Source organism: Nocardia blacklockiae, from assembly GCF_015477355.1.
Lineage (GTDB): Bacteria > Actinomycetota > Actinomycetes > Mycobacteriales > Mycobacteriaceae > Nocardia > Nocardia blacklockiae.
Genome location: NZ_JADLRJ010000008.1, coordinates 324,351 through 343,992, shown reverse-complemented (window position 1 = coordinate 343,992; position 19,642 = coordinate 324,351). Strand labels below are relative to the sequence as shown.

Genomic DNA, 19,642 nt, shown 5'->3' with positions numbered 1-19,642 from the left:
ACCCTCATTCGGGGATGACCGGCACGTACAGGTGCGAGGCGTGGTCGCCGCCGAGGTGGATGGTGGCGCCGTGGCCGCTCCTGCGGTCGCCGGGGTCGTCGTGGGCGAGCGGCCCCATGTTGTCGTCGTCGGCCCGGACGCGCAGCTCGAGGCGTTGCCCGGGTTCGAGCGTGATCGAGGTGGGCCAGATCTCGACTTCCAGCAGGGTCGGCACGCCGGGCTCGAGGGGGTGGAGTTCGTCGTGACGGTGCCAGGGGCGGTGCGGCAGCGTGCGTTCGGGGTCGAGTGCGCGGTGGGAGGCCCGCAGCCAGCCGACGCCCATCGGCACCGGTGTGGCCGTCCCGCCGGGTCCGATCGCGGGGATGCGCCGGCCGTCGACGTCGTACTGTTCGAGCTGGACGAAGACGTCCAGGTCGTCGGCCACGTGGGAGATCCACAGCCGCAACGCGATCGGGCCGGTGAGTTCCAGTCGTTCGGCGGCGACGAGATCGAAGGTCGCCGGGTACGGCGTCCGGCCCGCGGGCGGCCGGTCCCAGCCGAGTTCCCGCTGCCCCAGATAGAGCCGACTCCACCGGGTGCGGGGCAGCGGCCAGCTCTGTTCGTCGCGCCATTCGACGTCGCGGCCGCGGCGGATGGCGAGCCGCACGGGCGCGACGCCGTCCATCGCGGTCGGATCGCCGCCGAGAAAGCGCCGCAGGAACCGGGATTGGAGGTCCTTGGCCCAGTCCGCGTAGTAGGGGTCGATATGGGAGCCGACGTGGACCACCAGCCATTTGTGCCCGGAGGCCGCGCCGAGCCAGCCTTCGATGTTGCCGCGCAGGTGCAGATGGATCGAGCCCCAGTTCCCCGCCGACAGCACCGGCACCCGCACTTGCGACAGGTCCGCGGTGCGCTCGCGGTACCAGTCGTCCAGCAGTTCGCGTGCCGCGAGCTCCTCGGGCATCCGGACGTGGTCGTCGCCGTTGAGCTGCGGGATGATTTGCTGCTGCCACCATCTTTCGGTGGCGTTGGTGTAGATGCCGCCCTGCCGACCCCATTCGCGATAGAAGTCGGTGCAGCCCTCCCAGGCGACGACCGCGGCCAGGTGCGGCGGCTGGAGCGCGGCGACGCGCCACCCCAGCATCGCGTACCAGGAGATGCCGCTGCTGGCGACCTTCCCGGTCGACCACGGCTGCACGCCGCACCATTCGATGACGTCGTAGAAGTCCTCGACGTCCGTGCGACCGCAGACGTCGAGGCGACCGGCGGACTTGCCGGAACCGCGCGCGTCGGCGCGGACGACGGCATAGCCGCGATCGGTCCACCACTCGGGATTCGGTGTCTCCCAGACCATGTGGTCGCCCTGGTCGACCAGCTCGTACAGGGGGTACCGCTCGGGCCAGTGCACGTCCTTGCCATAAGGGCTCATCGACGCGATCACGGGGACCGGCCGGTCGTCGTCGGGCCGGAACACGTCGAGGACAAGCGGTGTGCCGTCTCGGGCAGGAACGGTCACGTCGCGGTCTATTCGCATGGGTATCCCCTGGTCGTCGTGCGTCTGTACCGGTCGGCGCGGCCGGTCGCGAAATGCGAATGCAAATTATCATTCGCGTCCGGGTGCCGGCTACCCAGCGGTGGGCAGTAACGTCTGTCCGGTGAGCCAGCCCGCCTTCCGCCCGCCACAGCAGGCACGCAGCCGGATGTCGTTGGAGAAAGTGCTCGCCGCGGCCGAGCACGTACTCGCCACCGGCGGGATCGAGGAGTTCACGGTCGCGGCGGTGGCCCAGCACGCCGGTCTGTCCGTCGGTGCGATCTACCGGCGGTTCAGCGGCAAGGAGCAGTTGCTGCACGCGGTCAAGGTGCAGTTGCTCGAGCAGCTGGAAACCGATGTCGCGCAAGCGCTCCGGTCCGCGGAGCCCGGAGTGCGCGGCGTGGTCGGCGCGTTCACCCACGCCGTAGCGCGGACCTTCGCCCAGCACAATCGGGTCTTCCCCGAACTGCTCAGCGGTCAGCGGGCGGAGGGCGTCGAGCGCGGCCTACGGGCGCTCGCGACCGTGCAGGACGCCCTCGCCGAGGCCGCGCGGCCTCATCGGGACGAGATCCGGCGGGCGGAACCCGAAGCGGCCCTGCGCTTCACGGCCCGCACCATCACCGGCTCGTGCGTGCACCGGGCCGCCACCTGCCGGTCCTGGCCGGACGGGTCGACCTGGACCGACTGGGCCGACGAGACCACCGAACTGGCGCTCGCCTATCTGACCTCCCCGCAAGGCCTTTCGCGCTAGTTTCGCCGAACACCTTGGCCGGTAGGCGAATTCAGGGGTGCAGGGTGGGTCGGTAGACGAGTTCCTGGATGTCGCCGTCGAGCGTGCGGGTTTCGAGCAGTTCCAGGTCGAAGTCGGCCGCGCCGTGGAAGATCGGGTCCAGTCCGGTGCGGCCGGTGATCACCGGGAAGAGCGTCACCTGTACGCGGTCGACCAGCCCGGCGGCCAGCAGTGCCCGGTTCATCGACAGGCTGCCGTGCGAACGCAACGGCACCGCGGACTCCTCTTTCAGCCGGGCGACCACGTCGACCGCGTCGCCGTGCGCGACGGTGGCGTCCGGCCAGTCGAGGTGTCCTTCGAGCGTGGTCGACACCACGGTCGCGGGCAGGTTCACCATCCGGGTGACCCAGGGATCACGCACCTCGGAGTCCTCGTCGTCGGCGGCCAGCATCTGCGCGAATGCCCGATACGTGTTGGCCCCGAGGACCATTCGCTGCTTCTCGCCGTATTGCTCGAAGCGATGCGCGAGCAGTTCGGGCCCCTGCTTTCCCCAGTATCCGGTCCAGTCGCCCCCGGCGGCACCGAAGCCGTCGAGACTGGAGAAGACGTCGAACGTGTAAGTGGTGGTCATGGCGCTCTCCTAGTGAGGGTTCGTAGATCCAGACGCCCGGCCGCGCCGAAACTCATCGACGCCCACCTCCGTTGTCCGGGTACGAACCGGCACAATGGTCGGGTGTCCGATCTGCACGTCCATCGCTACGGTCCCGCCGACGGTCCGCTCGTGCTCGCGCTGCACGGGCTCACCGGGCACGGGAGACGGTGGGAGGCGCTGGCCACCGGGCACCTGCCGGACGTGCGGGTGATCGCGCCCGATCTGCGTGGACACGGACGGTCGACCGCGTTGCCGCCGTGGACCTTCGAGGCCGTCGTCGACGATGTGGCGCCGCTGGTGGACGGCACACCGGCCGTGGTCGTGGGGCATTCGTTCGGCGGTGCGGTCGCGATTCACCTCGCCCACCGGCATCCCGAGCTGGTGCGCAAGCTCGTGCTATTGGATCCGGCGATCGGCCTGGACCCGGCGCTGCTGCTCGACATCGCCGAGAGCACGCTGTCCAGGCCCGACTATCCCGATCTCGAGGCCGCGCGCCTGGACAAGCTGGAAACGGCGTGGAGCGACGTCGCGCCGGAACTGCTCGAGGCGGAACTGGCCGAGCACCTGACGCCCACCGCGGGCGGCCGGATGGCGTGGCGGATGAATCTGCCCGCGGTGGTGTCCTACTGGGGGCAGCTCGCCCGCGCGGCGATCCTGCCGCCCGAAGGCGTGCCGACGGTGCTGGTGTACGCGAGCAAGTCGCCGTTCGTCACTGCCGAATTCCGCGCGGTGCTGCGCGACCGCCTCGGCGACGAACTCACCGTGCACGAATTCGATTGCGACCACATGGTGGCCCAGGCCCGCCCCGCCGACACGGCCGCCGTCGTGCGCGCGGCGCTCTGACATGGCGACCACCGACGCCGAGATCGAGCGGGTCCGCGCACTGGTCGCGGCGATCCCGCCGGGCCGCGTCGCCACCTACGGCGACATCGCCGCCGCGGCGGGCCTGTCGACGCCGCGCACGGTCGGCTGGATCATGCGCACCGACGCCGCCGACCTCCCCTGGCACCGCGTGCTCCGCGCGAACGGCACCCCCGCACCCCACCTGGCCGGCCGCCAACTACAGCGGCTCGCCGCCGAGGGCTGCCCGATCCGAGGCGACCGAGTGGACCTGTCCACCGCCCGCCACCACTTCTGACCGAACGCCTTCGAGCACCCCCTGCCGCGCGGAATCGGCAACGCCCGCCACAACGCCCCCGGCCCGAGCGGCATCGGTTGCCCACCCCGCACACTCCGCCCCGACCGAGCGGTATCGGAAACGCCGGGTCGAATCGGCCCGTGCGGAGTGGGCGCGACGGTTACCGTGGACAGATGTCCACCCGTCTGGCGTGCGTGGTGTTCGACGCGGAACAGCCGCGAGCCGTTGCACGGTTCTGGGCCGAGTTGCTCGGCTGGGAGGTGACCGTGGATCGGCCCGGGGAGGTCGACGTGGCCGCGCCCGATCCCGACGCGCCCGATGTGGCGCTGACCTTTCTCACCGCGCGCCGCCCCAAGGCGGGGAAGAACCGCATCCATCTCGACGTGGCCAGCCGCTCGATGGATCATCAACGCGCACAGGTGGATCGGGCGCTGATGCTGGGTGCCCGCCACCTCGATATCGGTCAGGGCGCGGTGCCCTGGTCGGTACTCGCCGACCCGGAGGGCAACGAATTCTGCGTGCTGGAACCGCGGGAGGAGTACGTCGACACCGGCGCGGTCGCCGCGATCGTGGTCGACACCCCTGACCCGGGACGGCTGGCACGATTCTGGTCGACGGCCGCGGGCTGGCCGCTGACCCACGACGACGACCGGTTCGCCGGTATCCGCTCGGCGACCCAGCAGGGCCCCTGGCTGGAATTTCTGCACAGTCCCGACGCGCGCCCGCCGGGCCGGGTCCGCCTGGATCTCGTCTCGTTCCCCACCGACGACTTCGGCGCGGAGATCGCCCGGCTCACGGCCGCGGGCGCGCGACCGGCGTCGACCGTCGGTGACCGCACCGCCCAGACGGTGCTGGCCGATCCGGAGACCTGCGAATTCTGCCTGCGCGCGCCGAGTGAATAGGGCGGCCGTGGGCGACTCTCCGCGACCGCGACGAACTACGATCGGCCCCATGACGAACCTACCGGGCGCCGACTCGTGACCGACGCCGACGCGATCGTGCTGGCCGGCGGGCGGGCCACCCGGATGGGCGGGGTGGACAAGCCCGCGATCGTGGTCGGCGGGCGTTCCCTGCTGGATGCGGCGTTGAGCGCGGTCGCGGCCTGCGCGCGCACGGTCGTGGTCGGACCGCACCGACCCGAACTTCCGCCGGAAGTCCGCCAGGCGCAGGAGGTCCCGGCCGGATCGGGCCCGGTGGCCGCGATCGCCGCCGGGCTGCGGTCGTTGGAGGAGTGCGACTTCCCCGCCGAACTGCTGGTGATCCTCGCCGCCGACATGCCTTTCCTCACCGCCGACGCGATCGGCGAATTGCTCACGCACGCCGCGGAATCCGATGCCGACGCGGTCTTCGCAGCCGACGAGTCCGGGCGGCCGCAGTACCTGGTCGGCGTGTGGCGGCGCACGGCCCTGCTGACGGGCCTGGACCGGCTCGACTCGCTGACCAACGCGCCCATGAAGGCGCTGGTGCCGGTGGACACGATGATGGTGCCCCTGCCGGGAGTCGCCGACTGCGACACCGCCGACGACGTGCGACGGGCCCGCGCCCACGCCGCGCCCGTGACCCTGGACGAGGCCCGAAGCATATTGCGCCGCAACTCCTCTCGGCTCCCATCGCGGCAGGCTCCGCTGCGCTCGGTGCCCGGCGCGACGCTGGCGGCCCCGCTCGCCGCCGCCGACGCGCTGCCCCGGTTCGACGTGTCGGCGATGGACGGCTACGCGGTGGCGGGCGACGGTCCGTGGCGGCTGCGGCACGACGTCGGCTTCGCGGGCGGACAGCGCCCGGTCGGGCTGCTCCCCGGCGAGGCCGTGCGCATCGCCACGGGCGCGCACGTGCCCGAGGGCACCACCGCGGTGGTCCGCGACGAATTCGTGCACGCCGACCCGGACGGTGCACTGCGACGACTGCCGGACGCCCCCGTCCGCGACGATGTCCGCCGCCGCGGCGAGGACTGGCAGCCCGGCGACATCGTGGCCCCGGAAGGCACGCCGGTGACGGCCGCCCTGCTGTCGGTGGCCGCCGCCGCGGAGGTCGCCGCCGCCCCGGTGCGCGGACCGGTGCGCGCCCGCATCGTGATGACCGGCGACGAGATCCGCAGCGAGGGCCCGCTGCACGCCGGCCAGACCCGCGACTCGATCGGACCGGTGCTCCCGGACCTGTTGGGGTGGTGCGGGATTCAAGCCCTGGACCGAGTGCACCTGCGCGACACCCCGAACGGCTTCGACGAGGTGCTCGCGGCCGACGCGGAATGCGAACTGCTGGTGGTGGTCGGCGCCACCGGCGGCGGCGCGGCCGACCAGCTGCGCGACGCCCTGGATCGCATCGACGCCCGAATCCTGGTCCACCGCTTACGCCTGCGCCCCGGCGGCTCCACGGTGGTCGCCGAAACCGCCGGCGGCACCACCATTCTGGGCCTCCCCGGCAATCCGTTCGCCGCGGTCGCCACCCTGCTCGCTCTGGCACCGGCGATCGTCGAGGGCCGCACCGCCCGCACCCCGTCCCGCAGACGCCTCGCCCCGCTTCTCAATGCCGCCGAAATCTCCGGTCCCGCACCGAGAATCGTCCCCGCCCGCGCCGCCCCGGAAGGCGGCTGGCTCGGCGATCCCCACATCCGCACCGCCCACCTCGCCGGCCTGCTCCACCGCGACGCCCTGGTCATAGTCCCCCCACACGCCACCGACGGCACCCAGGTCGAATACCTCCCCCTCCCCACCTGAACCAGGCTCCACCCACCGCACCCACGGTTCCCCGCCACCGTGCCGGAGGTTCCGCATCACCGTGTCCCGAGATTCCGCGCCACCGGGTCCGGACGGCCCCGAGGGCGAACGCCCGGCGGTGCCGATGTGAGACGTCCACCCACGGCGTTTCCGGGGCGAGGACGCCGGGAACCGCGTCCATCGGAATCGTCGACCACTTCACGACGTCGTCGACATCGCCGGGACGCACGCCAGCGCAGGTCAGGCGCTCGAGGAAGGCCTCGGCGGTCAGCAGCCGCAGGCCCTCGGATCCCGAACGGCGTCCTCGCGCGATGCTGCGGCGCGAGTGCCCGGATGGCGCGGGGCGCGGATAACCCGCTGATCACCTGCTCGACATCTGGTGGTGGGAGCGTGGCGGGGTGCGGGTCGATACGAGTACGGAGGCGGCGGGGCGGGCCGAGTGGTTTCCGCGGTGGTGTGCGGGGGTGGTGCGGCGGCTGCCGTGGGGGCTGGGCGCGCTGGTGCCTGCGACATTTCTGGGGTTCGCGCTGATCAACGGGTGTACGTTCGCGATCGATCTGATTCTGCTGACGGTGCTGCACAGTTGGTGGGGCGTGGCCCTGCCGGTGGCGGTGACCGTCGGCTACGCCTGCGCGTTCGGATTGAGTTACCTGGCCAACCGGACGCTGAACTTTCGCTCGCACGCGGCGGTCGGGCCGCAGATCACGGTGTACGTGGTGGTCATCGTGGTGAACTACCTGGCCTTCATCCTCGGCGTGTCCAGCGTGTTGAGCGCGGTCGGTGTCGAGTACCACGTGGCCCGAGTCGCGGCGGGCGCGTGCGAGGCGGTCTACATGTACTGCGCCATGCGGTGGGTCGTATTCCGGCGCTGACGCTCAGGCGCCGAGCGCCAGCGGCTCGCGGGCGGGATCGGGCACGGGCACCGCGGCCAGCAACCGGCGCGTGTACTCCTCGCGCGGCCGCCCGAAAACCTCTGCGGGCGTTCCGGTTTCGACGACCGATCCGGCCCGCAGCACCACCACCCGGTCGGCGACCTGATGCACGACCGCCAGATCGTGGCTGATGAACAGGCAGGCGAACCCGTACTCGGCGCGCAGGTCCGCGAACAGTTCGAGAACCTGCGCCTGCACGGAGACGTCCAGGGCGCTGGTGGGTTCGTCCGCCACCAGCAGCCGCGGCGCCAGCGCGAGCGCCCGCGCCAGGGCCACCCGCTGCCGCTGCCCACCGGACAGCTCGCCGGGCCGGCGCCCCGCGTAATCGTCTGGCAGCCGCACGGATTCGAGCAACCGCGCGACCTTGGCCCGCAGCAGCGACCCGCTCGCCACCCGATGCACCCGCAGCGGTTCCCCGATCGAGTCCTCGATGCTGCGCCGCGGATCGAGCGAGGCGGTGACGTCCTGGTGCACCAATGCCACGTGCTTGCGCAGCCCGCGCAACTCCCGTGGACGCAGCCCCCGCAACGGAATACCTTGCAGCACCACCTCACCCGACGCGGCGGGCACCAGCCCCAGTGCGGTGCGGCCGAGTGTGCTCTTGCCGGAACCGGATTCACCGACCAGCCCGATCACCTCGCGCGGCGCGACCGACAGCGACACCTGGTCCAAGGCCCGGAACTGCTTGCCGCGGGCCCGATACACGACGGTGACGTCATCGAGCCGCACGACCGGCTCGGACTGCGTCGGCTCGGCGATCCCCAGCTCGACCTCGCGCGACGCGGTCGCGGTGTCCTCGGCCGCCCTGCTGGCGGACACCTCGGATGCCCTGGCACTGCCGAGCTCCGGCAGCAGCGGGACGGCCGCCAGCAGTGTGCGCGTGTATGTCTCGCGCGGTGCGGCGAACAGCTCGCGCACCGGCTGCTGTTCCACGACCCGCCCGCCGCGCAGGACCACCACCCGATCGGCGATCTCCGCGACCACCCCGAGATTGTGCGTGATGAACAGGACGGCGGTTCCCTTGCGCCGCTGGAGATCTCGCAGCAGCTCCAGGATCTCGGCCTGCACCGTCACATCCAGCGCCGTGGTCGGCTCGTCGGCGATGAGCAGATCCGGGTCGCCCGAGAGCGCCAGCGCGATGACCACTCGCTGTTTCTGCCCGCCGGACAGCTGATGCGGATACCAGTCGACGCGTCGCTCGGGCTCCGGAATATCCACCAGCGCAAGCAGTTCCACCGCGCGGGCGCGAGCGTCGGCCTTGCCGATCGGCCCGTGCGCGCGCAGCGCCTGCGCGATCTGCGTGCCGATCTTCTGCACCGGGTTCAGCGCGGTCTGCGGCTCCTGGAACACCATCGCCGCCCGCGTCCCGCGCACACCGCGCAGCTGTGCCTCGCTCGCGCCGACGATCTCGGTGCCGTTCAACCGGATCGAGCCGGTCGCGCGCGCCCCGTCGGGCAGCAGGCCGAGCGCCGCGCGGGCGGTCAGCGACTTCCCCGAGCCCGACTCCCCGACCAGCGCGACCACCTCGCCGCGCCGCACACCGAAGCCGACGCGATCCACCACCGTGCGCGCCCCGAACCGGACCACCAGGTCCCGGACCTCCAGCACCACAGCGCTTTTCGGTTCCGCGGTCTCCGTGGTACTCATCCGATCCTCCTGGCCCGGCCCAGTCCCTGGGCGATCAGCAGGAACCCGAGCGTCAGCCCCGCGACCACCACGAGGGGGCCGACGGCCATCGCCGGATTCGCGTCCATGTTCGACACCGATTCGGCGACCACCGCTCCCAGCGACGGCTGCGGCGGCCGCACCCCGAGACCGATGAAGCTCATCGCCCCGTCCACGGCCACGGCGATCGACATCGACAGCGCCAGCTGCACCGCCAACGGCTCGGACACGTTGGGCAGCACGTGTTTCCGGACGGTCCACCAGGTGCCCGCGCCGATCACCTCGGCGGCCTCGACGAAGGCCTGCTCGCGCACTCGCAGGATCGCGGTGCGGATCTGCCGCCCGAACACCGGCACCTCGGCGGCGACGATCACGATGATCACCGCGTGCGCCCCGGGCCCGGTGATCGCCGCCAGCGCGATGGCGAGAATGAGCGCGGGAAAGGCGAGCACGACATCGAAGACGCGTTGAGCCACGGTGTCCACCAACGGATTCACGCCCGCCAGCAAGCCGATCGCCGATCCCAGCACGGCCGCGAGCGGCACCGCCACGAACACGATCAGCAGATCCACGCGCAAGCCGTGCAGCACCCGCGCGAACACGTCCCGATTGAGTTCGTCGGTGCCGAGCCAATGCTCCGCGGTGGGTGTCAGCAGGTTCGCGCCGGTGATCTGCGTGACGGGATCCTGCCGGCTCAGCAAGCCGGCGAACAGCCCCGCCAGCACGATCACACCCACCAGCAGCAGACCGGCCAGCCCTTGGCCGCGCAGCAAGGCGAACCTGCCTCGGGAGGTTGTGTCGGGCTCGCCGACGGTCACCACCTCGGTCATGATCGACCGCCGATCCGGATCCGCGGATCCAGCCACGCGTGCACGACGTCGGTGAGCAGTTGCAGCGCCACGAAGACGGTCACCGACAGCAACAGCAGCACCTGCACGACCGGGTAGTCGCGCCGGTTGATGCCCTGCTCGATCAGCTGACCGATGCCCGGCCAGGCGAAGATGGCCTCGACCAGGACCGCTCCGCCGAGCAGGTGGCCGGTCTGGATGCCCAGCGCGGTCAGCATCGCGGGCAGCGCGTTGCGCAGCGCGCCGCGAGTGACGATCTGCCACTGCGAGATTCCCTGCGACCGCGCGGTCAGCACGTAGGGCTTGCCGAGTTCGGTGCGCAGCGCCTCGGTGAGGAACCGGGTCAGCGCCGCGCCCACCGGCAACGCCAGGCACACCGCGGGCAGCACCAGATACTGCACGGCGATGTCCGGCCGCGCGACGAACCCGTTCGGCGGCACCCCGCCCGCGGGCAGTACCGGAATCACGACCGCGAACACCAGCGCCAGCAGCACACCGGTGACGAAGGTGGGCAGCGCCACGGCCACCGTGTTGGCCGCCGCGATCACCGCGTTCAGCCACCGGTTCGGCCGGACCACCGCCGCCACACCCAGACTCGAGCTCACCGCGACCGCGAGCAGCAGCGCGGCCGCCGTCAGCACCAACGTATTCGTCAGGCCCTCCGAAACCAGTTCGGAGATCTGCCCGCCCAGCACATAGGACCGGCCGAGGTCGAGGGTCACCAGGCCGCCGAGCCAGCTCAGGTACTGCGCCGGAATCGAGCGGTCCAGGCCGAGCTGATGCCGGATCGCCTCGACGGTCTGCGGTGTCGCGTCGGGTCCGGCCAGGGTCGTCGCGGGATCACCCGGCACCAGGCGCATGAGCAGGAAGATCAGCACCGACGCCAGGAACAGCACCAGGACCGCGGAAGGCAAGCGGCGCAACAGATATCGGGTCACGACAAGAAGGCCTCCGTGAGCAGGGTCTCGCGGCGTTTGGTCCACGCCACCCCGTGCACCCGCTTGGACGCCGCCGCCTGGTTGAACCGGACCCCGATCTCGATCAGGAACAGTCCCTCGAGCAGTTGGTCGCTGACGGCCCGGTACGCGGCGACCGCCGCGCCGTCCGTGCTCCCGGTGCGCCGCCAGGCGGCGTCGGCGGCCGCGAGGTAGGCGGGCGATTCGTAGTGCGAGGCGTTCTTGCGCGCGTTGAACGGGTAGGCGCTGACGGTCAGCGTGGAGGGCACGAACTGCGCCCACGAGTGGTCGGTGACCCACAGGCCCGGATACTGGCCGCCGATCAGCTTCTTCACCGCGGTGCCGTCGTCGTTCGGGTCGAGGGTCACCTCGATGCCGGCTTCGGCGAGATTCGCCTGCACGATCTGCGCGGTCGCCGCGTGCGAGGGCGTACTGGTGTTGTAGGACAACGGAATCACCGGCGGCTTCCCCACCTGCGCCAGCAGCTCCCGGGCCTTGCCGAGGTCACGGGCATAACGGGTGTTGCGTGCCTCGTCGTAGGCGGGCGAGTTGCGCGGCCACGGCACGTTCAGCGGATATCCCGCCCCGCGGAACACCTCGGTGATGATGCGGTCGCGGTCGAGGGCGTAGGCGATCGCCTGCCGCAGCCGCACGTCGGCCAGCGCCGGATTCTGCACGTTCACACCGACATACATCTGCAACTCGGCGCCGTCGTAGGTGATGGACTTGAAACCCGGTCGCGCGGCGAGGTTTTCGATGTCGCGGGGGTTGAGCCCGTGCGCGAGCCCGATCTGGCCCGACCGCAGCGCGTTGAGCTGCGCCTGGCTGTCCGGGATGACCGACAGCTGCACCCGGTCCAGATAGGGCCGCTCCGGCACCCAGTAGTGCTCGTTGCGTTCGAACACCAAGCGGCTGTTGGGAATTCGATCGACGAACCGGAACGGCCCGGTGCCGATGAACGCCTCGCCGGTGGCGAGCCGGCCGATGCTCTCCCGGTCCAGGATCGGCACGGTGTCCAGCAGGTCGAAGATGTTGCCCAGCGGATGCGCGAACCGCAGCACGATGCGGTGCGGCGCGCTGGTGTCGTACTCGGTGACGGCCGCGGCCGTACTCTTCAGCTGCGCCGACCATTTCGGGTCGGCGTAGGTGCGCAGCGCGAATTCGACATCGGCGGAGGTGAACGGCCGCCCGCTGTGGAAGGTGACGTCGTCGCGCAGCTCCAGCGCCAGCGACAAGCCGTCGGGCGCCAGGGTCCACGACTTCGCCAGCAGCGGTTGCGGTTCCAGCCGATCGTTCGGGTAGCGGATCAGCGACTCGTACACCAGGCCGATCAGCATGGGCGTGGTCGCGGTGTTGGTGAGGATGTTGGCGGGGACGATGTCCCACGGCGTGCCGATCTTCAACGTGCCGCCGCGCACCGGGGTGGCGTCGTCGCCCGTGGCGTCGAGTTCGCGCACCGCCGAGGTGCAGGATGCCAGGGCGCCGCCGGCGGCCGCGGCGAGCACGGCGGCGCCCGCCCCGCGCAGGAAAGTGCGGCGCCCCAGGACGCCGGAGGGAGAACTCAGCACGACGGGTCGCCCGTTCCGTGTCGGGGCGCGCGGCGTCGACTGATGTGCATGGCGGTTACGGTAATCAGCGCGCCAGGTGGCGGCACCGGTTGCGCGCACCCTGCGTGAAACCCTGGCGAACACCTCCGCCGCCGGGCTTCGCTGGAGCGATGTCTGTGCCTGACCACGCCCGCGGCTACGAGAACTTCACCGGCACGATCGGCCGGACCACGGCCGACTCCAGCCCGCACTGGGACTACCCGCCCGCCGCGCCCGCGCAGGCCCCGAACATCATCGTGGTGCTCGTCGACGACATGGGTTTCAGCGATATCGGCCCGTTCGGCTCCGAGATCGAGACGCCGACGCTGGACCGCCTGGCCGCGCGCGGCATCCGGCTCACCAACTATCACACCACGCCGCTGTGCTCGCCGTCGCGGGCGGCGCTGCTCACCGGCCTCAATCCGCATCGCGCGGGCTTCGGGTTCGTGGCCAACGCCGACCCGGGCTATCCGGGACTGCGCCTGGAGCTGGCCGACGACGTACTCACGCTGCCGGAGATCCTGCGCGCGAACGGCTACGCCACCTACGCGGTCGGCAAATGGCATCTGGTGCGCGATGCCACCATGAACCCTGCGGCGCACCGGGATTCGTGGCCGACCCAGCGCGGCTTCGACCGCTACTACGGCTCGCTGGAGGGCTTCAACTCCTTCTTCCACCCGAATCAGATCGTCTCCGACAGTTCGGTGGTCGACGTCGAGACCTACCCCGACGACTACTACGTCACCGACGATCTCACCGACAAGGCGATCTCGTATCTGAAGGATCTGCGCGCCCACGACGCGACGAAGCCGTTCTTCCTGTACTTCGCCCACGTCGCGATGCACGGTCCGTTGCAGGCCAAGCGGATCGACCTCGAGAAGTACCGCGGACGCTACGCCGCGGGCTGGGACCGGCTGCGGCACAGCCGTTTCGCCGCGCAACTGGCCCAGGGCCTGTTCCCCGCGGGGACACAGCAGAAGGCGCGCAACACCGAGCCGGGATACGAAGCGCAGGAGTGGGATTCGCTACCCGCCGACCAGCAGCGGCGCTTCGCCCGCTACATGGAGGTGTACGCGGCGATGGTCGACAACATCGACCAGAACCTGGGCAGACTGCTCGACACGGTCGACCGGCTGGGCGAATTGGACGACACCATCGTGGTCTTCACCTCCGACAACGGCGGCACCGCCGAGGGCGGACCCGTCGGAACCCGCAGCTACCTGGCGGAATTCGCGCACGTCGACGATCCGGACTGGGTCGGCGACGTGCCGCACGACGAGGAGCTGATCGGCACGGCACGGCTGGGTGTGCACTATCCGCGCGGCTGGGGACAGGCCTCGAACACGCCGTTCCGGTTCTACAAAGGCCAGACGTTCGCCGGTGGCGTCCGGGTGCCGTTCCTGGTGTCGTGGCCGAAAGGTCTGCCCGCCAACGAGGTCCGCCGCGAATACGCCTATGTGACCGATCTCGCCCCGACGCTGTTGGAGCTGGCCGGACTGCACCGGCCGAGCGTGCGGAACGGCTTGCCCGCCAAGGAGTTCGACGGCGTCTCGGCGGTCGCGCTGCTGCGCGACCCGCAGACGGTCTCCGCGCACGTCGAACAGTATTCGGAGATGACCGGGCACCGCGGCTTCTACCGCGACGGCTGGAAGCTGCTCGCGCTGCACGAACCCGGCACGGATATCGACGACCCGCGCTGGCAGCTGTTCGACGTGCGCACCGATCCCACCGAATTGCACGACGTGGCAAGCGAACTCCCCGACAAGGTGGCCGAGCTGGCCCGTGCTTGGGACGACGCGGCCTGGCACAACACGGTCTTCCCGCTGTTGACCCGCGCGGACCTGGCTCGTCGCAGGCCCGAGGAGGCGCGGCTGTCCGAGCCGCTGCGCCTGCTGCCCGGCACCCCGACGCTGGAGCGGTACCGCTCGCAACGGCTGATCGCCTATCGCGATTTCACCGTCACGGCGGAGCTGGCCGGTTACGCCGACGGCGACGAGGGCGTGCTGGTGGCGCACGGCGATCCGCAGGGCGGTTACCTGCTGTATGTCGAGGACGGCCGGGTCGTGTTCGGGTACAACGCCTACGGCCGCTACGCCGAGGTGGCGACGCCGCTGCCCGCGGGCGCGCGCGAGATCGAGCTCGCCGCGCGGGTCCGTCCCAGGCTGCGCTGGGACTTCACCCTCAGCGTCGACGGCACGCCGGTGAGTCACCTGCCGGACCAGGTCCAGCTGGTGGGAATGTCCCCGTGGACCGGCATCTCCGTCGGTGTGGACGCCCGCGGTCCGGTCGCCTGGGAGCTGCGCGAACGCCGCGGGCCCTTCCGATACACCGGTGATTTGCGCGCGATCACCTACACCCCGGGCGCGCTCCGCGTCCCCGAGCGCACCGTGCGCGCGGTGGAGGCCGAGGCCGAACTCGTCGCCGAATAGCCCCGCTCCCGAACCGACCGCCCCCGTCTCCGCCGAAACCGCCCCGGCCGGGTGACCGCCGATGCAGGATGAGGACCGTGCATCGGCACATTCCCCGGCTGGCTGCCGCCGCCGCGGCGATCGCATGGACGGCCGCGGCGGCGTGGAGCGTGGCGATCGGGCTGTGGGCGGCGGCCGACACCCGCTGCGGGGACACGACCGCCAGAGTGGACATGACCGGCGGGTGGTGGGTCATCGCCACCCTCGCGGTCTGGACGCTGCCGTTCGCGGTCTGCGCGTTCGTGTTCCGGTCTCGCTGGGTGGTGCCGGCGGCGTGGGCGGCGGTGGTGATCGACCTGGTCGTGGTCGCGGCGATGTTCGCCCATCCGGTGCGCTTCTGCTGGTGAGAATTCCGGCGGGAACGAGTCTGCGGAAATGTAAACAAATGTAAAGCGCCCGAGAACCGGTCGTTTCCAAAGCATCACCCGAATACCCGAAGAGCACCCTCCGGGCCCTCTCGGATCGGCATCGGCCCAGGTCGCCCCCGCCCAGGTCGAGCGAGTTCCGCCCCGCACAGTGACCACCACGTTTCCCCGGCCTCACAGTTCACCACGGGCCCGCGCGCGTTGTGAGAGAACCGTTTTGCCCGCTCCCGCGGCGTCCCTACTCTCGGGTGCAGCAGCCCGGTTCACAGCTCGAAGGGGGCGTTGTGGTTATTTCGCGGACAAAGGGTTCGTCCCCCTCCGAATCGAACGGACGATCCGCCGCGTCCGGCGACGCCCTGCTCCGGCTGGGCAAGTACTTCGCCCGCGGCGAGGTGTCGGAAGACCTGCGTTCGGTGCACAAGGTGGGCGGGCGCGGCGCCGACGAGTTCTATCGCGACCGGTGGGCGCACGACAAGGTGGTGCGCTCCACGCACGGGGTGAACTGCACCGGATCGTGCTCGTGGAAGATCTACGTCAAGGACGGCGTGATCACCTGGGAGTCCCAGCAGACCGACTACCCGTCCGTCGGCTCGGACAAGCCGGAGTACGAGCCGCGCGGCTGCCCGCGCGGCGCGTCGTTCTCCTGGTACACGTATTCCCCTGCGCGCGTGCGATATCCGTACGTCCGCGGGGTGCTGCTGGAGATGTACCGCGAGGCCAAGTCCCGGCTGAAGGATCCCGTCGCGGCCTGGGAGTCGCTGGTGGAGAACCCCGAGCAGGCGAAGCGCTACAAGTCCGCGCGCGGCAAGGGCGGGTTCGTGCGCGCCGAGTGGTGGGAGGCCGCCGAGATCGCCGCCGCCGCGCACGTCCATACCATCAAGCGCTACGGGCCGGACCGGGTGGCGGGGTTCTCCCCGATCCCGGCGATGTCGATGGTGTCGCACGCGGTCGGCGCGCGGTTCATCTCCCTGCTCGGCGGGTCGATGCTCTCGTTCTACGACTGGTACGCCGACCTGCCGGTGGCCTCGCCGCAGGTCTTCGGCGACCAGACCGACGTCCCGGAGTCCGCGGACTGGTTCGACGCCGGCTACCTGATCATGTGGGGCTCGAACGTCCCCGTGACCCGCACGCCCGACGCCCACTACATGACCGAGGCGCGCTACCGCGGGCAGAAGGTCGTGGTGGTCTCCCCCGACTACGCCGACAACACCAAGTTCGCCGACGAGTGGGTCCCGGCCCGCCCGGGAACCGATGCGGCCCTTGCCATGTCGATGGGCCACGTGATCCTCAAGGAGTTCTTCGTCGACCGGGACACGCCCCGATTCCTGGACTACGTGAAGCGCTACACCGACCTGCCGTTCCTGATCACCCTCGACGAGCACGCGGGCGGCTGGAACGGCGACGGCGAGTACGGCGGTCACACCTTCGCACCCGGAAAGTTCCTCACCGCCGCCGATCTCGGCCACACCGGCGAGGGCGCGGAACACCGCACGGTCCTGCTGGACGCCGACGGCAACACGGTGGTGCCCAACGGCACACTGGGCGACCGCTTCTCGGAGTCGGGCACGGGTCGCTGGAACCTGGATCTCGGGGACGTCGATCCCCTGCTGACGCTGCACGGCCGCACCGACGATGTTGCGGCCGTGCAGTTTCCCCGCTTCGACGCCGAGTCCGGCTCCGCCACCGTGCTGACGCGCGGCGTCCCGACGAGGATCGTTGCGGGCAAGCGTGTCACGACCGTCTTCGATCTGCTCCTGGCACAGTACGGCGTGGGCCGCGACGGGCTGCCGGGCCACTGGGCGACCGGCTACGACGACGCCGACGCGCCCTACACCCCCGCCTGGCAGGAGGCCGTCACCGGCGTGCCCGCCGTCCAGGCCGCCCGCATCGCACGCGAATTCGCCGACAACGCCGAGCGTTCCGGCGGCCGGTCGATGATCCTGATGGGCGCGGGCACCAACCACTGGTTCCACTCCGATCAGATCTACCGGTCGTTCTTCACCCTCACCCTGCTCACCGGGTGCCAGGGCGTGAACGGCGGCGGCTGGGCGCATTACGTCGGGCAGGAGAAGTGCCGCCCCGTGACCGGCTGGGCCACACTGGCTTTCGGCCTGGACTGGCAGCGGCCGCCGCGACAGATGCAGGGCACGGTGTTCTGGTACCTGGCCAACGACCAGTGGCGCTACGACCCGTTCACCGCCGAGTCGTTCGCCTCGCCGACGGGTTCGGGACGGTTCGCCGGGCGCACCGCCGCCGACAACATCGCGCTGGCCTCGCGGCTGGGCTGGATGCCCAGTTATCCCACGCTCAACCGCAATCCGCTCGATCTGGTGGACGAGGCCGAGGCCGCGGGCAAGACGCCGCAGCAGTACGTGGTCGACGGCCTGAAGTCCGGCGACCTGCGCTTCGCCTGCGAGGATCCCGACGCACCGGAGAACTTCCCGCGCGTGCTGACGGTGTGGCGGGCCAATCTGCTCGGGTCCTCCGGGAAGGGCAACGAGTACTTCCACAAGCACCTGCTGGGCACCGACTCCAACCTCCAGACCACCGACGTCGCCGGGGTGCGCCCGCAGGAGCTGGAGTGGCGCGACGAGGCGGCCACCGGGAAGCTGGATCTGCTGCTGTCGCTGGACTTCCGGATGACCTCGACCACGTTGTTCTCCGATATCGTGCTGCCCGCCGCCACCTGGTACGAGAAGCACGATCTGTCCTCCACCGACATGCATCCGTTCGTGCACGCCTTCTCCCCCGCCATCTCGCCGCCGTGGGAGGCCAAGACCGACTTCGAGGCGTTCCACCGCATCGCGCGCGGCTTCTCCTGGCTGGCGGAGAAGCACCTCGGGGTGCGCAAGGACCTGGTAGCCGTTCCGCTGCAGCACGATTCGCCCGACGCCCTGGCTCAGCCCCGCGGGCGGGTGCTGGACTGGAAGGCGGGCGAGTGCGAGCCCGTGCCGGGCAGGACCATGCCAAAACTCGTTGTGGTCGAACGGGACTACCCGAAGCTGGCGGAGAAGATGGCCGCGCTCGGGCCGCTGGTCGAGACGCTCGGAGTCACCACCAAGGGCGTGACCACGCTGCCCGACGCCGAGGTCGAGTACCTGGCGGGGGTGAACGGCACCGTGATCTCCGGTGCCGCACAGGGCCGCCCGTCGCTGGCCAAGGACGTCCACGCGGCGGAGGCCATCCTGGCGCTGTCGGGGACCACCAACGGCCGGCTCGCGGTGGAAGGCTTCGAGGCGCTCGAACGTCGCACCGGGACGCGACTGGCCGACCTCGCGGCCGAGCACGAGGGCAAGCGAATCACGTTCGCGGACACGCAATCCCGGCCCGTGCCGGTGATCACCTCGCCGGAGTGGTCCGGGTCGGAGACCGGCGGGCGGCGGTACTCGCCGTTCACCATCAACACCGAGCGGCTCAAGCCCTGGCACACCCTGACCGGCCGCCAGCACTTCTATCTCGACCACGACTGGATGATCGAACTCGGCGAGCAGCTGCCGGTCTTCCGGCCGCCGCTGGACATGGCGGCGCTGTTCCGGGAGCCCGGCGTGGGCGAGGTGAGCGAGCGCGGCGTCACCGTGCGTTACCTGACCCCGCACTCCAAATGGTCGATCCACTCGGCCTACCAGGACAACCTGCACATGCTCACGCTCTCGCGGGGCGGGCAGGCGATCTGGATGTCGGAGAAGGACGCCGCGAAGATCGGCGTGGCGGACAACGAGTGGATCGAGGCGATCAACCGCAACGGCATCGTCGTCGCCCGCGCGATCGTCAGCCACCGGATGCCCGAGGGCACCGTGTTCATGTACCACGCGCAGGACCGCGCCGTGGACGTGCCCCGCATCGAAGGCACGCCGAACGTCAACGGCGCCAAGGGCAAACGCGGCGGCATCCACAACGCCCTGACCCGGATCATGATCAAGCCGACGCACCTGATCGGCGGCTACGCGCAGCAGTCGTTCGCCATCAACTACCACGGCCCCACCGGAAATCAGCGCGACGAGGTCACCACGATCCGCCGCCGCTCCCAACAGGTGGAGTACTGACGGTGCCGGGTCGGAAGGAGTACTGACATGCGTGT

At 70.6% G+C, this 19,642-nt stretch carries 15 protein-coding genes; 9 read left to right on the top strand and 6 right to left on the bottom strand.

Features of this window, described 5'->3' with window-relative positions:
- Positions 1 to 4: 4 nt before the first annotated feature.
- Positions 5 to 1,495 carry a CocE/NonD family hydrolase gene (locus tag IU476_RS24835; protein ID WP_324194264.1) on the bottom strand — a complete coding sequence of 497 codons (1,491 nt, stop codon included), beginning with the start codon at positions 1,493 to 1,495 and terminating at the stop codon, positions 5 to 7.
- Positions 1,496 to 1,634: 139 nt separating this feature from the next.
- Here IU476_RS24835 and IU476_RS24830 point away from each other — a divergent pair, with 139 nt between their 5' ends.
- A complete protein-coding gene (locus IU476_RS24830) occupies positions 1,635 to 2,261 on the top strand; it encodes a TetR/AcrR family transcriptional regulator (protein WP_324194263.1) in 627 nt (208 codons plus the stop codon).
- Positions 2,262 to 2,292: 31 nt separating this feature from the next.
- Here IU476_RS24830 and IU476_RS24825 read toward each other — a convergent pair whose 3' ends face one another.
- Positions 2,293 to 2,871, bottom strand: coding sequence for a dihydrofolate reductase family protein (locus IU476_RS24825; RefSeq protein ID WP_195103895.1), 579 nt, complete (start codon positions 2,869 to 2,871; stop codon positions 2,293 to 2,295).
- Between the two features lie 102 nt (positions 2,872 to 2,973).
- Between IU476_RS24825 and IU476_RS24820 the strand changes: the two genes are divergently transcribed.
- From IU476_RS24820 to IU476_RS24800, 5 genes are all read left to right on the top strand, one after another.
- Positions 2,974 to 3,735 carry an alpha/beta fold hydrolase gene (locus IU476_RS24820; RefSeq protein WP_324194262.1) on the top strand — a complete coding sequence of 254 codons (762 nt, stop codon included), beginning with the start codon at positions 2,974 to 2,976 and terminating at the stop codon, positions 3,733 to 3,735.
- 1 nt (position 3,736) lies between these two features.
- Entirely contained in the window at positions 3,737 to 4,030 is a 294-nt protein-coding gene (locus IU476_RS24815) for an MGMT family protein (protein ID WP_195103892.1), read from the top strand.
- Positions 4,031 to 4,203: 173 nt separating this feature from the next.
- Positions 4,204 to 4,932, top strand: coding sequence for a VOC family protein (locus IU476_RS24810; RefSeq protein WP_195103890.1), 729 nt, complete (start codon positions 4,204 to 4,206; stop codon positions 4,930 to 4,932).
- Positions 4,933 to 5,007: 75 nt separating this feature from the next.
- Positions 5,008 to 6,744 (top strand): NTP transferase domain-containing protein, encoded by a 1,737-nt coding sequence (locus tag IU476_RS24805; protein WP_195103887.1) that lies wholly within the window; start codon positions 5,008 to 5,010, stop codon positions 6,742 to 6,744.
- 398 nt (positions 6,745 to 7,142) lie between these two features.
- Positions 7,143 to 7,616, top strand: a complete 474-nt coding sequence (locus IU476_RS24800; RefSeq protein WP_195103885.1) for a GtrA family protein — start codon at positions 7,143 to 7,145, stop codon at positions 7,614 to 7,616.
- A gap of 3 nt (positions 7,617 to 7,619) precedes the next feature.
- On the opposite strand, the gene IU476_RS24795 is transcribed toward IU476_RS24800, so the two are convergent.
- Genes IU476_RS24795 through IU476_RS24780 form a run of 4 tightly spaced genes read right to left on the bottom strand, consistent with a single transcriptional unit; the run spans position 7,620 to position 12,713 of the window.
- Positions 7,620 to 9,323, bottom strand: coding sequence for a dipeptide ABC transporter ATP-binding protein (locus tag IU476_RS24795; RefSeq protein WP_195103883.1), 1,704 nt, complete (start codon positions 9,321 to 9,323; stop codon positions 7,620 to 7,622).
- On the bottom strand, positions 9,320 to 10,171 hold the full coding sequence (locus IU476_RS24790) for an ABC transporter permease (RefSeq protein ID WP_195103881.1): 852 nt from the start codon (positions 10,169 to 10,171) through the stop codon (positions 9,320 to 9,322). Before IU476_RS24790 ends, IU476_RS24795 begins: the two co-directional genes overlap by 4 nt.
- Positions 10,168 to 11,127: an ABC transporter permease gene (locus IU476_RS24785; protein ID WP_195103879.1), complete on the bottom strand. Its 960-nt coding sequence runs from the start codon at positions 11,125 to 11,127 to the stop codon at positions 10,168 to 10,170. Before IU476_RS24785 ends, IU476_RS24790 begins: the two co-directional genes overlap by 4 nt.
- Positions 11,124 to 12,713 (bottom strand): ABC transporter substrate-binding protein, encoded by a 1,590-nt coding sequence (locus IU476_RS24780; RefSeq protein WP_324194260.1) that lies wholly within the window; start codon positions 12,711 to 12,713, stop codon positions 11,124 to 11,126. The genes IU476_RS24785 and IU476_RS24780 overlap by 4 nt, the downstream gene beginning before the upstream one ends.
- Positions 12,714 to 12,862: 149 nt before the next feature.
- On the opposite strand from IU476_RS24780, the gene IU476_RS24775 reads away from it, so the two are divergent.
- The 3 genes from IU476_RS24775 to IU476_RS24765 all read left to right on the top strand — a co-directional run bounded on the left by IU476_RS24775 (position 12,863) and on the right by IU476_RS24765 (position 19,607).
- The gene (locus IU476_RS24775) at positions 12,863 to 15,160 is read left to right on the top strand and encodes an arylsulfatase (RefSeq protein ID WP_195103877.1); all 2,298 of its coding nucleotides are present in this window, start codon (positions 12,863 to 12,865) and stop codon (positions 15,158 to 15,160) included.
- Between the two features lie 68 nt (positions 15,161 to 15,228).
- Positions 15,229 to 15,546 (top strand): hypothetical protein, encoded by a 318-nt coding sequence (locus tag IU476_RS24770; protein ID WP_195103876.1) that lies wholly within the window; start codon positions 15,229 to 15,231, stop codon positions 15,544 to 15,546.
- A gap of 302 nt (positions 15,547 to 15,848) precedes the next feature.
- Positions 15,849 to 19,607, top strand: coding sequence for a nitrate reductase subunit alpha (locus IU476_RS24765; protein WP_438944063.1), 3,759 nt, complete (start codon positions 15,849 to 15,851; stop codon positions 19,605 to 19,607).
- Positions 19,608 to 19,642 lie beyond the last annotated feature (35 nt).